Origin of the sequence: Streptomyces antarcticus (genome assembly GCF_026627255.1) — a bacterium.
GTDB classification, from domain to species: Bacteria; Actinomycetota; Actinomycetes; order Streptomycetales; family Streptomycetaceae; genus Streptomyces; species Streptomyces antarcticus.
On the sequence record NZ_JAPNLM010000003.1, the window covers coordinates 108,126 to 122,387 of the forward strand.

The 14,262-nt window shown below is 73.9% G+C and carries 17 protein-coding genes; 9 read left to right on the forward strand and 8 right to left on the reverse strand.

The window, feature by feature from the left end:
* The first annotated feature begins 120 nt into the window (after positions 1-120).
* Positions 121-582 carry a GNAT family N-acetyltransferase gene (locus OTB16_RS06485; protein WP_267718931.1) on the forward strand — a complete coding sequence of 154 codons (462 nt, stop codon included), beginning with the start codon at positions 121-123 and terminating at the stop codon, positions 580-582.
* On the opposite strand, the gene OTB16_RS06490 is transcribed toward OTB16_RS06485, so the two are convergent.
* The 4 genes from OTB16_RS06490 to bioB form a co-directional block, all read right to left on the reverse strand.
* Positions 575-1,255, reverse strand: a complete 681-nt coding sequence (locus tag OTB16_RS06490; protein WP_267718932.1) for a class I SAM-dependent methyltransferase — start codon at positions 1,253-1,255, stop codon at positions 575-577. The two genes, OTB16_RS06485 and OTB16_RS06490, sit on opposite strands and share 8 nt — an antisense overlap.
* Before the next feature lie 326 nt (positions 1,256-1,581).
* Complete coding sequence (gene bioD / locus OTB16_RS06495) at positions 1,582-2,304, reverse strand: dethiobiotin synthase (protein WP_267718933.1); 723 nt, start codon at positions 2,302-2,304, stop codon at positions 1,582-1,584.
* Between the two features lies 1 nt (position 2,305).
* Positions 2,306-3,628 (reverse strand): adenosylmethionine--8-amino-7-oxononanoate transaminase, encoded by a 1,323-nt coding sequence (locus tag OTB16_RS06500; RefSeq protein WP_267718935.1) that lies wholly within the window; start codon positions 3,626-3,628, stop codon positions 2,306-2,308.
* A complete protein-coding gene (gene bioB / locus OTB16_RS06505) occupies positions 3,621-4,883 on the reverse strand; it encodes a biotin synthase BioB (RefSeq protein WP_267718936.1) in 1,263 nt (420 codons plus the stop codon). Before bioB ends, OTB16_RS06500 begins: the two co-directional genes overlap by 8 nt.
* A gap of 156 nt (positions 4,884-5,039) precedes the next feature.
* Between bioB and OTB16_RS06510 the strand changes: the two genes are divergently transcribed.
* Positions 5,040-6,215 carry an 8-amino-7-oxononanoate synthase gene (locus OTB16_RS06510; RefSeq protein ID WP_267718937.1) on the forward strand — a complete coding sequence of 392 codons (1,176 nt, stop codon included), beginning with the start codon at positions 5,040-5,042 and terminating at the stop codon, positions 6,213-6,215.
* A 6-nt stretch (positions 6,216-6,221) separates the two neighbouring features.
* On the opposite strand, the gene OTB16_RS06515 is transcribed toward OTB16_RS06510, so the two are convergent.
* Both OTB16_RS06515 and OTB16_RS06520 read right to left on the reverse strand, forming a co-directional pair.
* Positions 6,222-6,443, reverse strand: a complete 222-nt coding sequence (locus tag OTB16_RS06515; protein ID WP_267718938.1) for a DUF397 domain-containing protein — start codon at positions 6,441-6,443, stop codon at positions 6,222-6,224.
* Positions 6,444-6,455: 12 nt separating this feature from the next.
* The gene (locus tag OTB16_RS06520; protein ID WP_267718940.1) at positions 6,456-7,340 is read right to left on the reverse strand and encodes a helix-turn-helix domain-containing protein; all 885 of its coding nucleotides are present in this window, start codon (positions 7,338-7,340) and stop codon (positions 6,456-6,458) included.
* 197 nt (positions 7,341-7,537) lie between these two features.
* Between OTB16_RS06520 and OTB16_RS06525 the strand changes: the two genes are divergently transcribed.
* Entirely contained in the window at positions 7,538-7,987 is a 450-nt protein-coding gene (locus OTB16_RS06525; protein WP_267718942.1) for an ATP-binding protein, read from the forward strand.
* Between the two features lie 54 nt (positions 7,988-8,041).
* Here the strand turns inward: OTB16_RS06525 and OTB16_RS06530 are convergent, their stop codons facing one another.
* Positions 8,042-8,434: a VOC family protein gene (locus OTB16_RS06530; protein WP_267718943.1), complete on the reverse strand. Its 393-nt coding sequence runs from the start codon at positions 8,432-8,434 to the stop codon at positions 8,042-8,044.
* Between the two features lie 312 nt (positions 8,435-8,746).
* Between OTB16_RS06530 and OTB16_RS06535 the strand changes: the two genes are divergently transcribed.
* The 6 genes from OTB16_RS06535 (at position 8,747) to OTB16_RS06560 (ending at position 13,329) form a co-directional block, all read left to right on the forward strand.
* Entirely contained in the window at positions 8,747-9,049 is a 303-nt protein-coding gene (locus OTB16_RS06535) for an urease subunit gamma (protein WP_267718944.1), read from the forward strand.
* 14 nt (positions 9,050-9,063) lie between these two features.
* Positions 9,064-9,375 (forward strand): urease subunit beta, encoded by a 312-nt coding sequence (locus OTB16_RS06540; protein WP_266578461.1) that lies wholly within the window; start codon positions 9,064-9,066, stop codon positions 9,373-9,375.
* Positions 9,368-11,089 (forward strand): urease subunit alpha, encoded by a 1,722-nt coding sequence (locus tag OTB16_RS06545; RefSeq protein WP_267718945.1) that lies wholly within the window; start codon positions 9,368-9,370, stop codon positions 11,087-11,089. The genes OTB16_RS06540 and OTB16_RS06545 overlap by 8 nt, the downstream gene beginning before the upstream one ends.
* Before the next feature lie 16 nt (positions 11,090-11,105).
* Positions 11,106-11,780 (forward strand): urease accessory protein UreF, encoded by a 675-nt coding sequence (locus OTB16_RS06550; protein WP_267718947.1) that lies wholly within the window; start codon positions 11,106-11,108, stop codon positions 11,778-11,780.
* Positions 11,781-11,860: 80 nt separating this feature from the next.
* On the forward strand, positions 11,861-12,547 hold the full coding sequence (gene ureG / locus OTB16_RS06555; protein ID WP_267718948.1) for an urease accessory protein UreG: 687 nt from the start codon (positions 11,861-11,863) through the stop codon (positions 12,545-12,547).
* On the forward strand, positions 12,508-13,329 hold the full coding sequence (locus tag OTB16_RS06560) for an urease accessory protein UreD (protein ID WP_267718949.1): 822 nt from the start codon (positions 12,508-12,510) through the stop codon (positions 13,327-13,329). Before ureG ends, OTB16_RS06560 begins: the two co-directional genes overlap by 40 nt.
* Before the next feature lie 81 nt (positions 13,330-13,410).
* Here OTB16_RS06560 and OTB16_RS06565 read toward each other — a convergent pair whose 3' ends face one another.
* The gene (locus OTB16_RS06565) at positions 13,411-14,121 is read right to left on the reverse strand and encodes a lysophospholipid acyltransferase family protein (protein WP_267718950.1); all 711 of its coding nucleotides are present in this window, start codon (positions 14,119-14,121) and stop codon (positions 13,411-13,413) included.
* Positions 14,122-14,262: the final 141 nt, after the last annotated feature.

Sequence of the window (14,262 nt, forward strand, 5' to 3'; positions counted from 1 at the left end):
GGGCCTTGTCCGGGCCGGTGGGCCCGCGCAGGAACGATTCTCGTACCCGCCCCGCGGCGGTGTATCCCGCGGAGCGGAAGTCACTGGCGGCCGGCGGGCGGCCGTGCTTGGCTCCCGGTCATGAACCAGCTGCGCATACGGGCGGCCGCGCCGGCCGACGCCGAGGACGTGCTCGCCTTCTGGAGGGAAGCGGCGGAGGGCACGTCGATCACCGACGACCTGGACGGCGTGCACCGGCTGATCGCGCGCGACCCGGACGCCCTGATCCTCGCGGAGTCCGCCGGACTCCTGGTGGGCTCCGTGGTGGCCGGGTACGACGGGTGGCGCTGTTCGCTGTACCGGCTGGCCGTGCTGCCCGCCCACCGCAGGCAGGGGATCGCGACGGCGCTGCTCGACGCGGCCGAACGGCGTTTCCTCGCCGTCGGGGGCCGGCGCGGCGACGCGATGGTCCTGGAGGCGAACGGCCGGGCGCGGCAGGCGTGGGCCGCGGCCGGCTACCACCGCGAGGACCACTGTCGCCGCTGGGTGAAGCCGCTCGAGCCGGTACGGGATGCCGGGCGCGCCACCGGCCCGGTCAGCTGACGCGGCGGGCCGAGCCGAGGACGCAGTACGAGGTGGGGAGGGCCGGGCCGCGCTCGGGGAGCCGGAAGGCGCGCTGCGAGACGATCCGGAAGCCCGCGGCCTCGATCGAGGCGAGCGGGTCGCGGGCCGTGTGGCAGCCCCCGAACAGGCGGGGCCAGACGGTCCGGTCGAGCGCCCGCTGGACGGCCGCCATGCCGGGGCCGGGGGCCAGGCCGTGCTCGAAGAAGCGCAGCTCGGCGTCGGGGCGCAGCACGCGGTGCAGTTCGGCGAGGGTGCGGGGCAGGTCCCGTACGGTGCACAGCACCAGCGAGGCGACGGCGGCGTCGAAGGCCTCGCTCTTCACGGGCAGGGCCTCGGCGGCGCCCGGTACGACGTCCACCGGCACCTCGACGTGCTGGGCGGCGGCGGACGCGAGCCGCCGCAGGGTGCGCTCCGGTTCCACGGCGACGACCTCGGACACGGCGCGCGGGTAGTGCGCGAAGTTCAGGCCGTTGCCGGCGCCGATCTCGATGACGCGGCCGGACACGCCGTGCAGCAGCTCGCGCCGCAGGGGCGCGATGCCCGCACGGGTCTCGGCGCTGGTGCTGGCGCGGGCGTAGAACCGCGCGAACAGGGGGTGGTGGACGGAGTCGCGGGGCGGAGCCGGTGCCGGGGTACGGCGGGGCGTGGGCATGAGGGCCTCCGGGGCGGTGGCGGTGCCGGTACTTTCAGGGTGCCCGGTCGGCGGGGCCTCATCCCTGCCCGTGCCTGCCGGGAGCCGTCGGTTCCGGGGCTCCGCCGTGGCCCGGCGCGGCGGGGAGGCGGGGGTGGTGGTTTCGGGGCTCCGCCCCGTGCCCCGCGCCTCAAGCGCCGGCGGGGCTGGATTGGCTCCGTTGCGCCACCGCCGTGCGCCGATGTCGCCGGCCCGGACAGGGCCCGCGTCGCATCCGGCTCCGTGCCGGGGTCCCCGGCCGCCCGACCGGGGACCCCGGGGCCCCTCGCCCCGCCCTCGGAGCGGGGTCAGGCGGGCCAGGTGGTCAGGAAGGCGGACGCCGACCAGGTGCCGGACAGGGCGGGTGAGAGCCAGGCCGGGGCCGCCGCGCGGAACCGGTCAGGCGGGAGGGCGCCGGAGCCCTCCGGGACCGCGCCCAGCAGCGGCAGGCCGGAGACCTCCGGGAGGTCGGCCAGGTTGCAGCGGGAGGCCAGGTCCGGCGCGGCCGGCCAGCTGCCGATGACGACGCCCAGCGCGGTCAGCCCCCGCGCCCGCAGGGCTTCCGCCGTGAGGGCGGTCGCGTTGAGGGTGCCGAGGCCCGCCGGGGCGACGACCAGCGTCGGTGCGCCGAGGAGCCGGGCCGCGTCGGCCAGGGTGTGGCCCGCCTCGTCGAAGCGGACGAGCAGCCCGCCCGCCCCCTCCACCAGCACCAGGTCGTGCGTGCGCGCCAGCCGCGTGGCCGCCTCGGCGACGGCGGCCGGGGAGAGGGTTGCCAGCCCGGAGCGGCGGGCCGCGGTGTCCGGGGCCAACGGCTCGGGGTAGCGGGCCAGTTCGAGCGCCGTCACCGACGGCCCGGACAGCCGTACCACCTCGGCGGCGTCGCCCGGCTCGTCCGGGGCCATGCCGGTCTGCGCCGGTTTGAGCACCGCCACCGACCGCCCGGCCGCGACCGCGGCGGCCGCGACCGCCGCGGTGACCACCGTCTTGCCGATTTCGGTGCCCGTGCCGGACACCACCAGTACCTCGGCCATCTCAGCCCTCCTGAGCCGCCGCGACCACCGCGCGGCAGATGCGGGCGACGTCGGCGTCGCCCGTGACGAACGGCGGCATGGTGTAGATCAGGTCCCGGAACGGCCGCAGCCAGACGCCCTCCCGGACCGCCGCCCGGGTGGCCGCGGCCATGTCGACGTCGTGGGTCAGCTGGACCACCCCGATCGCGCCGAGGACGCGCACCTCCCGTACGCCGGGCAGTGCGGCGGCCGGCGCGAGGCCTTCGCGCAGGCCCGCCTCGATCCGCTTGACCTCACCCGCCCAGTCCCGGTCGAGCAGCAGGTCGACGGAGGCCAGCGCCACGGCCGTCGCGAGCGGGTTGCCCATGAAGGTGGGGCCGTGCGCGAGCACCGGTACCTCGCCCCGCGAGATGCCGTCGGCTACCCGGCTCGTGCACAGGGTCGCCGCCAGCGAGAGGTAGCCGCCCGTCAGCGCCTTGCCCAGGCACAGCACGTCGGGGGTGATCCCGGCGTGGTCGGCGGCGAAGAGGGCGCCCGTACGGCCGAAGCCCGTCGCGATCTCGTCCAGGATCAGCAGGACCCCGTACTCGTCGCACAGTTCGCGCAGCACCCGCAAGTAGCCGGGGTTGTGGAAGCGCATGCCGCCGGCGCCCTGCACCACCGGCTCCACGATCACCGCGGCCAGCTCGTCCGCGTGCGCGGCGATCAGGGAGCGCAGGTGGCCGGCGTACGCCGGGTCCACGGGCGTGTCGAAGTCGCCGGGCGGCGCGTCCGCGAAGACCTGCCGGGGCAGGTGGCCCTGCCACAGCTCGTGCATCCCGCCCTCGGGATCGCAGACGGCCATCGGCTGCCAGGTGTCGCCGTGGTAGCCGCCGCGCCAGGTGAGCAGCCGGGTCTTGCCCGTCCGTCCGACCGAACGCCAGAACTGCAGGCACATCTTGACGGCGACTTCGACGGCCACCGAGCCCGAGTCGGACAGGAACACGTGCTCCAGACCCGCCGGGGTGATCTCGACCAGCCGCGCGGCGAGCCGGACGGCGGGCTCGTGGGTGAGCCCGCCGAACATCACGTGCGACATCCGGCCCAGCTGGGCCGTCGCGGCCTCGTTCAGCACCGGGTGGTTGTAGCCGTGGACGGCCGACCACCAGGAGGACATGCCGTCGACCAGCTCTTCGTGGCCCTGCCCCTGAGCCGGGTCGGCGAGCCGCAGCCGGACCCCCGAGGCGGAGGCGACGACCAGCGGCTCCTGCCGCCCGGGCATGGGGCCGTACGGGTGCCAGACGTGCTGCCGGTCCAGCGCGAGGAGTTCCGCGCCGGCCGGCAGCGGGTGGAGCGGATCAGGCATTGGGGGCGATGTCCGTCCCCGCGCCCCGGCGGCGGACCGACACCAGGTCGGACCGCACGCCGCCGGCGTCGGCCTGCGCCCGTACGGGCGCCGCCTCCGCGTGCCCGGAGCAGCCTCCGCACGCCGAACCGCAGCCGGCCGCCTCGGCGGCGCCCGCGGGCTCCGCGGAACCGCAGACCGGGGCGCCGCCGCCGTGCGAGCCGCAGCCGCCGGCCGGGGCCGCGGCCGCTTCGGCCTGCGCCGCCAGGTCGGAGCGGTGGGCGGGGAGGGTCGACGTACCGGCGCCCTCCACCTCGAAACCGGCGTCCGCGATCATGTCGAGGTCGGCCTGTCCGGCCTGGCCCTCACTGGTCAGGTAGTCGCCCAGGAAGATCGAGTTGACCAGGTGCAGGGCCAGCGGCTGCATCGAGCGAAGGTGCACCTCGCGCCCGCCCGCGAGGCGGACCTCGACGTCGGGGCAGACGAAGCGGACCATCGCCAGGATGCGCAGGGCGCGCTGCGGGGTGAGGTTCCACTCCTTGGCCAGCGGGGTGCCCTCGAACGGGATCAGGAAGTTGACCGGCACCGAGTCGGGGTCGAGCCCGCGCAGCGAGTAGACGACGTCGACCAGGTCCTCGTCGCTCTCGCCCATGCCCGCGATCAGGCCGGAGCAGGCGGACAGCCCGGCGGCGTGCGCCTTCTGGACCGTGTCGACCCGGTCGGCGTACGTGTGGGTCTTGGTGATCTGCCCGTACGTGGCCTCGGAGGTGTTGAGGTTGTGGTTGTACGCGTCGGCGCCCGCGTCCTTCAGCCGCTCCGCCTGGCCGTCCGAGAGCAGGCCCAGGCAGGCGCAGACCTCGACGCCCTCGTTCTGTTCCTTGATCGCTGCGATCGTCTTGCCGACCCGGTCCACGTCCCGGTCCGTCGGCCCGCGGCCGCTCGCGACCAGACAGACTCGCTTCGCGCCGCCCGCGACGCCCGCGGCCGCGGCCTGGGAGGCCTCCTCCGGCTTCAGCCAGGTGTACTTGAGGATCTCGGCCTTCGAACCCAGGCGCTGGGAGCAGTACGAGCAGTCCTCCGGGCACAGGCCCGACTTCAGGTTGACCAGATAGTTCAGCTTCACCCGACGGCCGAACCACTGACGGCGCACCTTGCCGGCCGCGGCCACCACGTCGAGCAGTTCGTCGTCAGAAGTCGCCAGTACGGCGAGCGCCTCTTCGCGGGTCGGCAGCTCGCGCCGCAGCCCCTTGTCCACCAGGGTGTTCAGCAGGTCCATGACGCCGATCCTGGCCTACACGACCACTCCCGGCCAAGGAGAGATGACACAACATGGCCGGATGGGAGTGTGTGTATCGCCACACATGACCCGCAGGTCACGCCCGGATAGGGTCGGGCTGGTCTGTGGACTGCCGACAAAAACGAGGACCCCCCGATGCCCGAGCACACTTCCGACCCCGCGGTGGACGTCTTCGCCTGGATCGACGACGCGGAGCAGGCGCGCGAGCGCGCCGGGCTGGTCCGCACCCTGCGTCCGCGGCCGGCGTCCTCACCGCTCCTGGACCTCGCGAGCAACGACTACCTCGGACTGTCCCGGCACCCCGAGACCGTACGGGGCGCCCGGGACGCGGCCGAGCGCTGGGGCGCCGGCGCCACCGGCTCCCGTCTGGTCACCGGCACCACCGAACTCCACGCCGAGCTGGAGCGCGAGCTCGCCGCCTTCTGCGGGTTCGAGGCGGCGCTGGTCCTCTCCTCCGGGTACGCGGCCAACCTCGCCGCCGTCACCGCGCTGAGCGACCGGGGCACCCTCGTCGTCTCCGACGCGGGCAACCACGCCTCGATCGTCGACGGCTGCCGCCTCTCGCGCGCCGAGACCGCCGTGATCCCGCACTCCGACCCGGACACCGCGCGCAAGACGCTCGCCTCGCACGAAGGCCGGGCGCTGCTGGTCAGCGACTCCGTGTTCTCCGTGGACGGGGACGCAGCCCCGCTCGCCGCGTACGCCGCCGCCTGCCGCGACGCGGGCGCGGCGCTGGTCGTGGACGACGCGCACGGGCTGGGCGTGCTCGGCGAGGGGGGCCGCGGGGCGCTGTACGCCGCCGGGCTCGCGGGCGCGCCCGGCGTGGTCGCGACGATGACGCTCTCGAAGTCCCTGGGCAGCCAGGGCGGAGCCGTCCTCGGCCCGGCCAAGGTGATCCGGCACCTGGTCAACACCGCCCGGACCTTCATCTTCGACACCGGGCTCGCCCCGGCCGCCGCGGGCGCCGCGCTGGCGGGCCTGCGCCTGCTCCAGCGGGAGCCGGAGCGGGCCGGCCGCGCCCGCGAGGTGGCCGGCCGGCTGTACGGGCTGCTCACCGCGTCCGGCCTGACCGCGGCCCGGCCGGACGCGGCCGTGGTGTCGGTACGGGCCCCGTCGGCTTCGGCGGCACTGCGCTGGGCCGCCGACTGCCGCGAGGCAGGACTGTCCGTGGGGTGCTTCCGGCCGCCGTCGGTGCCGGACGGCATTTCCCGGCTCCGGCTCACCGCCCGGGCCGATCTCACGGGGGAGGAGATCGGCCGGGCCGTGTCGACGATCCTGCGCACCGCTCCGGCCGGAGCCACGGACCGGTAGGCGGGGTTACGGGTGAAGGTCCGCCCGTACCTGTGCGAGGAAGCCGTTCCAGGCCGGCCCGGTGAAGAGCACGGCCGGGCCGTCCGCCCGCTTGGAGTCGCGGACGGCCAGCAGGCCGCCGGTGAGGGCGGCCGCTTCCACACAGTTGTTCATTCCGGTGCTGCGGCTGCTCCGCCGCCACCGCGCGCCGATCAGAAGTCCGCTGGTGGCCAAGAGGGTTGCGGACACGGGGGTGCCTCCTTACGCGTCGTCAGCGAGTGAGCCGATGAGACCCGACGAGTCCCGGGGCGGGAGGGCGTGCGCCTGGATGGTGCGGAACGCGGCGCTGTACGCCTCGAGGTCTTCCTTCCGCTCGAGATAGAGGCTACTCGTCAAATGGTCGAGTACCACCACATCCAGATCGGCGATGTTCGGAAATGAGAAGATGACGAACGGTCCGGTGAGGCCGAGATGTCCCCCCACGCTGAACGGCAGTACCTGAAGGCTCACTTGGGGTAGCCGCGCCACCTCCACCAGGTGCCGCAACTGCTCCGCCATCACCCCCGCGCCGCCGATCTGGCGGCGCAGCACGGCCTCGTCGAGCACCGCGCTCAGCTCCAGCGGCGGATCGGACCGCAGCACCGCCTGCCGTGCCAGCCGTACCTCGACCAGGGCGTCCACCTTCGGCTCGGGCAGCCCGCCCAGCGCGGCCCGGGTCACCGCACGCGCGTACCGCGGCGTCTGCAGCAGCCCCGGGACCACCGACAGTTCGACGGTGCGCGCCGACCGGGCCCCGGCCTCCAGGCTGATGAAGTCCCGGTACTCCTGCGGCAGCAGCCCCCGGTAGTCGTGCCACCAGTGCCGTCCCCGCCCGGTGCCGTCTCCCGTCGCCGGGCCGGATGCCGAGGCGGACAGTGCCTCCAGCAGTGCGCGCTGCTGGGGGCTCACGATCTCCCCGTACACGTCGAGCAGCACGCGGATGTCCTCCGCTTTCACGCCGCTGCGCCCCGTCTCGATGCGGCTGATTTTCGACTGGTGCCATCCCGCGATCCGGGCCGCCTCACCACTGGTGAGTCCGGACCGATCGCGCAGGGCGCGCAGTTCCTCGCCGAGCTTGCGCCGACGCACCGTGGGACCGTGCTGCACACCCGTCTCCTTCCACCGGCACAGCTCGCACCAGTCTGCCGTCCGAATACGCTCTTCCGTAGCAGAGTTCACCGCAATGAGCGACAGATATATGCACAACTTGAGGGAACGGCAGCAACCTCGTCAGGATGGGTGGCACTCTGGCGTCCAGCACAGATCCGGGGCGGTTCCGCCCCGGTGGGAAAGGGACCGTCGCCATGGCAGACCACCAGGAAGCATCCGTCACTCTGCCGAGCGATCCCGCCTCGGTCGCCGCCGCCCGACGCTATGTGGCGGAGGTGCTGGGCGAATGGGGACTGCCCGGCGACGCCGACACCGCGGACAGCGTCCGGTTGATCGTCTCGGAGCTCGCCACCAACGCCGTACAGCACACTTTCGGCCAGTCGCCCACCTTCACCGTCGACATCCTGCTCGAGCGCGCCGAGTGGCTCCGCGTCGGAGTGACCGACAGCCACCCGCGCTGGCCCAAGCGGCTGCCCGCCGCCGTCCAGCAGGACAACGGCCGGGGCATGGTCATCATCCGCTGGCTGACGGCCGAGGCGGGCGGCCGGCTGTCGGTCAGCCCCACCGAGGACGGCGGCAAGACGGTGTGGATCGCGCTGCCCTGGCCGGCCGGAGTGCCCGTGACGAGCGCCACCGGCCGCTGACCGGACGCCGGGCCCGCGGGCCCGCCGCCCGCCGCCCACCGGTCCGGCGGCTGTTCAGGACAGGCCGCGCTCCGCGGCGCCCCGCTCGATGCACAGCTCGTTGCCCTCCGGGTCGGCGAGGACGACCCAGCCCATGACGCCGTCCGCCGCGCGCCGGTCGTCAATGAGCTTCGCTCCGAGCGCGACGAGCCGCTCGACGGTCTCGTCGCGGGTTCCGGAAGCCGGCTGGATGTCCAGGTGCACCCGGTTCTTGACGGACTTGGAGTCGGGCACCCGGATGAACAACAGGCCGGGCACGCCCGGCTGTCCGGGCTCCAGCAGGATCTCGTCGTCTCCCTCCACGTCGTCCGGATGGATGGGGAAGCCGGTCACCGCGGACCAGAACTCGGCGGTCCCGTAGGGATCGATCGCGTCGAAGGTGATGTGCCGGACGGGGTTGATGAACATGCGTCTCCTCGGACGGGGCGCGTACGGCTTCGTATACGGAACCGGATTCCGGGGACCCGGAAAGCGAACCGGGTGCCTCCCCGAAACGTGGGTTAACTCAACGGAAAAACGCGGCGCATAGCGTGGCGCCACGTTCGGCCGCCAATGATCACCCATCATCCGGTAAAGCGACGGTGGTCGGGACGGAAAGCCTTTCCCCGCGTCGGGCAAGACATGCTTGGCCCGGATATGACCTGGTCAACTAAGTGTTGACGGCCAGTAGGGTTCGGCCCGGCGCGATGTCGATCTTGTCCCGGAAGCTTGGTGATAGCTGTGCAACTGACACCGCACGAGCAGGAGCGACTGCTCATCCATGTGGCCGCCGACGTGGCGGCGAAGCGGAGGGCGCGCGGTGTGCTCCTCAACCATCCCGAGTCGATCGCCCTGATCACCTCGCATCTCCTCGAAGGGGCCCGCGACGGCCGGACGGTGGCCGAGCTCATGGCCTCCGGCCGCACCGTCCTGCACCGCGGGGAGGTCATGGAGGGAATCCCCGAGATGATCCACGACGTCCAGGTCGAGGCGACCTTCCCGGACGGCACCAAGCTCGTCACCGTCCACGATCCGATCGTCTGAGGAGAGTACCCGCCATGATCCCCGGCGAAATCGCCTACGGGGACGGTCCGGTGCGCCTCAACGAGGGCCGCCCCGTCACCCGCCTCACCGTGCTCAACGCCGCCGACCGGCCCGTCCAGGTCGGCTCCCACTACCACTTCGCCGAGGCCAACCCCGGTCTCGACTTCGACCGGGCCGCCGCGCGCGGGCTGCGGCTGAACATCGCCGCCGGGACCGCCGTCCGCTTCGAACCCGGCATCCCGGTCGCCGTGGAACTCGTACCGCTGGGCGGACTGCGCACCGTACCGGGGCTTCGCGGGGAGACCGGAGGGCCGCTCGATGGCTGAGATCTCCCGCCAGGTGTACGCCGACCTCTTCGGGCCGACCGTCGGCGACCGGATCAGGCTGGCTGACACGGACCTCTTCGTCGAGATCGAGCAGGACCTCAGCGGCGGCCCCGGGCGGGCCGGTGACGAGGCCGTCTTCGGTGGCGGCAAGGTGATCCGCGAGTCGATGGGGCAGGCCCGCACCACCCGGGCCGAGGGCGCCCCGGACACCGTGATCACCGGAGTCGTCGTCCTCGACCACTGGGGCATCGTCAAGGCCGACCTCGGCATCCGCGACGGCCGCATCTGCGGCATCGGCAAGGCCGGCAACCCCGACACCATGGACGGGGTCGAGCCCACGCTGGTGATCGGACCCGAGACGGAGATCATCGCGGGCAACGGGAAGATCGTCACGGCCGGCGCGGTCGACGCGCACGTCCACTTCATCTCCCCGACGGTCATCGAGGAGGCCCTCACCTCCGGCATCACCACCCTCGTCGGCGGCGGCACCGGACCGGCCGAGGGCACCAAGGCCACCACCATCACCCCCGGACCCTGGCACCTGGCCAGGATGTTCGCCGCCCTGGAGGCCTACCCCGTCAACATCGGCCTCCTCGGCAAGGGCAACACGATGTCCCGCGAGGCCATGCACTCCCAACTGCGCGGAGGAGCCCTCGGTTTCAAGATCCACGAGGACTGGGGGGCCACCCCCGCCGTGATCGACGCCTGCCTCGGGGTCTGCGACGAGACCGGCGCCCAGCTCGCCATCCACACCGACACCCTCAACGAGGCCGGCTTCGTCGCCGACACCCTCGCGGCCATCGGCGGGCGGACCATCCACTCGTACCACACGGAGGGCGCGGGCGGCGGGCACGCCCCGGACATCATCACCGTGGTCTCCGAGCCGAACATACTGCCCAGTTCCACCAACCCGACCCGGCCGCACACCGTCAACACCGTCGAGGAACACCTCGACATGCTGATGGTCTGCCACCACCTCAACCCCGCGGTCCCCGAGGACCTCGCCTTCGCCGAGTCCCGCATCCGGCCCTCGACGATCGCCGCCGAGGACGTCCTGCACGACCTCGGGGCCATCTCCATCATCTCCTCCGACTCCCAGGCCATGGGCCGGGTCGGCGAGGTCGTCCTGCGGACCTGGCAGACCGCCCACGTGATGAAGAGACGCCGCGGCTTCCTGCCCGGCGACGGCCCGGCCGACAACCACCGCGCCCGCCGCTACGTCGCCAAGTACACGATCAACCCCGCCGTGGCCCAGGGGCTCGCCCGCGAGATCGGCTCGGTCGAGACCGGCAAGCTCGCCGACCTCGTGCTGTGGAACCCCGCCTTCTTCGGGGTCAAGCCCGAACTCGTCATCAAGGGCGGCCAGATCGCCTACGCGCAGATGGGCGACGCCAACGCCTCCATCCCCACCCCGCAGCCGGTCCTGCCCCGCCCCATGTTCGGCAGCCTGGGCCGCGCCCCCGCCCTGAACTCGCTCAACTTCACCGCGCAGGCCGCCCTCGACGACGGCCTCCCCGAACGGCTCGCCCTCGGCAAGCGGTTCACCGCCATCGAGAGCACCCGCAAGGTGAGCAAGACGGACATGCGCAACAACGACGCCATGCCCAGGGTCGAAGTCGACGCGGACACCTTCACCGTCACCATCGACGGCGAGGCCGTGGAGCCGGCGCCCGCGGCCGAACTGCCCATGGCACAGAGATACTTCCTGTTTTGAGAAGGGGCCAGCTCCGATGAGCCTCGCCGCGCTGCTCGTCCTCGCCGACGGACGCTTCCCCGCCGGGGGCCACGCCCACTCCGGCGGGGCCGAGGCCGCCTGCAAGGCGGGCCGCATCCACGACGCCGCCACCCTGGAGGACTTCTGCCGGGGCCGGCTGCACACCGCGGGACTCACCGCCGCCGGACTCGCCGCGGCCGCCGCCCTCGGGCTCGATCCGGCCGGACTCGACGCGGCCGCCGACGCCCGCACGCCCTCGCCCGCCCTGCGCACCGCGGGCAGGCGCCTGGGCCGGCAGCTGCTGCGGGCCGCCCGGGCGACCTGGCCGTCGCCGGAACTCGATGCGCTGGCCGCCGCCTTCCCGCGCGGAGCCCACCAGCCCGTCGTCCTCGGGCTCACCGCCCGGTCGGCCGGACTCGGGCCGGACGGCGCCGCGCAGGTTGCGGCGTACGAGAGCGTCGGCGGGCCCGCGACCGCGACCGTGCGGCTCCTGGGCCTGGACCCCTTCGAGGCGAGCGGGGTGCTGGCCCGCCTGGCCCCCGACCTCGACGCCGTCGCGGCCCGGGCGGTGGCGGCGGCCCTGCGGGCGCGCACGGACGGCACGGACGCCCTGCCCGCGGCCTCCTCGCCCCTGCTGGAGATCGCGGCCGAGGTCCATGCCGACTGGCCGGTACGTCTCTTCGCCTCCTGAACACGCCCTTCGCGCACCGAACGCCCCTTCGCGCCCTGAACGCCCGCCCCCGTACCGCCGACATCCCCAAGGAGACCCCCGTGCACCTCGACCACGGCGTGACCTACCCCCACCGCCACACCCACGGCGCCGCCCCCGTACGCGCCGACGGCACCCGCCGGGCCCTGCGCATCGGACTCGGCGGCCCCGTCGGATCCGGCAAGACCGCCACCGTCGCCGCCCTGTGCCGGGCCCTGCGCACCGAACTGTCCATGGCGGTGGTCACCAATGACATCTACACCCGGGAGGACGCCGAGTTCCTGCTCCGCGAGGCCGTCCTGCCGCCCGAGCGGATCACCGCCGTCGAGACCGGTGCCTGCCCGCACACCGCCATCCGCGACGACATCTCCGCCAACCTGGAGGCCGTCGAGGAACTGGAGGAGAGCGTCGGCCCGCTCGACCTGATCCTCATCGAATCCGGCGGCGACAACCTCACCGCCACCTTCTCCAGGGGACTCGTCGACGCCCAGGTCTTCGTCATCGACGTGGCCGGCGGCGACGACATCCCGCGCAAGGGCGGCCCCGGCGTCACCACCGCGGACCTGCTCGTCGTCAACAAGACCGACCTCGCCCCGTACGTCGGCTCCGACCTGGACCGGATGGCCCGCGACGCCGCCGAGCAGCGCGGCGAACTGCCCGTCGCCTTCCAGTCGCTGCGCGGCGCCGACGGAGTGGCGCCCGTGGCGGAATGGGTGCGCGAGCGGATCGCCGCCTGGATCGTACGGTGACCGGGGCGGCCCCCGCCCCGGCCCCGGCGGCGGGCCTGCGGGCCACCGCCCGGATCCGCGCCGCCGCCGACGGGCGGGGCGGCACCGCCCTTCCGCTGCTGGCGGGGGAGGGGCCGCTCGCCCTGCGCCGCACCCGCGCGACGCGCCCCGAGGCCGGGGTCGTGCTGGTCGGCGCGATGAGCGCCCCGCTGGGCGGCGACCACCTCACGGTCGAGGCCGTCGCCGGACCCGGGGCCCACCTCGCCCTCGGGTCGGCGGCGGCCACCCTCGCACTGCCCGGCCGCGGCGGCGAGCCCGCGCGGTACGACGTAAGCCTCACCCTGGAGGAGGGGGCGTCGGTGCGGTGGCTGCCGGAGCCGCTGGTGTCCGTGCGCGGCAGCGACCTGCGCGTGCGCACCCGCGTCCGGCTGGCCCCCACGGCCCGGCTGCTGCTGCGCGAGGAACAGGTGCTGGGCCGCAGCGGAGAGGCCCCCGGGCTGTTGCGCAGCCGGCTCGGCGTCACCCGGGACGGCCGCCCGCTGCTCGACCAGGAGCTGGCCTGCGGACCGGGCGCGCCCGGCGGCTGGGACGGCCCGGCGGGCCTCGCGGGCCACCGGGCGCTCGGCCAGCTTCTCGTGGTGGACCCGGCGTTCGCAGGGGCCCCGCCGGCGGCCGCCGTGCTGGGGGAGTTCGCCGCGGTCACCCCGCTGGCCGGACCGGCGGTCCTCGTGACGGCCCTCGCCCCGGACGCCCTGCGGCTGCGCGAGCTGCTCGACTCGGCCCGCGCCACGTACGGCTGGTGAGGCGCGGGCGAGCCGGACTCCGCCCAGCGGTACCCGGCTCGCCGGTTGTCGGGTACCCGGTCCGGCCGTACGGGAGGAGGCTCAGCGCGACCGGCGCCGTGCCTTCTTCCGTTCCTCTTCCGCCTCGGCCTTGACGTCGCCCGCGTACCGGTCGACGTACTCCTGGCCGGACAGCTCGAGGATCGCGTACATGATCTCGTCGGTGACGGCGCGCAGAACGGCCCGCTCGGCCTCCAGGCCGGCGTACCGGGAGAAGTCCATCGGCGCGCCGAAGCGGATCGTGACCCGCCTGATCTTCGGGAGTTTCTGGCCGGGGGGCTGGATCTCGAAGGTGCCGACCATCGCGCACGGTACGACGGGCACCCCCGCGCCCAGCGCCATCGCGGCCACGCCCACCTTGCCCTTGTACAGCCGCCCGTCGTGCGAGCGGGTGCCCTCCGGGTAGATGCCGAGCAGCTCGTCCTCGGCCAGCACGCCCAGCCCCTCGCGCAGCGCGGCCTGCCCGGCGTTCTTGCCGGAGCGGTCCACGGGGATCTGCCCGGCGCTGCGGAAGAAGGCAGCGGTGAGGCGGCCCTTGACCCCGGGGCCGGTGAAGTACTCGGCCTTCGCGAGGAAGGTGATGCGCCGCTTGAGGATCGCCGGCATCAGGAAGTGGTCGGAGAACGACAGGTGGTTGCCCGCGATGATCGCGGCCCCCTCCTCCGGGATGTTCTCCAGGCCCTCGATCCTCGGCCTGAACAGCAGCCGCAGCAGCGGACCGAGCAGCACGTGCTTGAGCAAGTGGTAGAACACCAGGCCGCTCCTGTCGCCGGCCGCGGCCGGGCATGCGGGAATCACGGAAAAGATCCAGTCTAGGGGCCGTCCGACACCGCGTCACGAGGCGGGCACGGACCGTCGGCGGACCGGTCTTTCCGGAGCACGCCCCAGACCCGC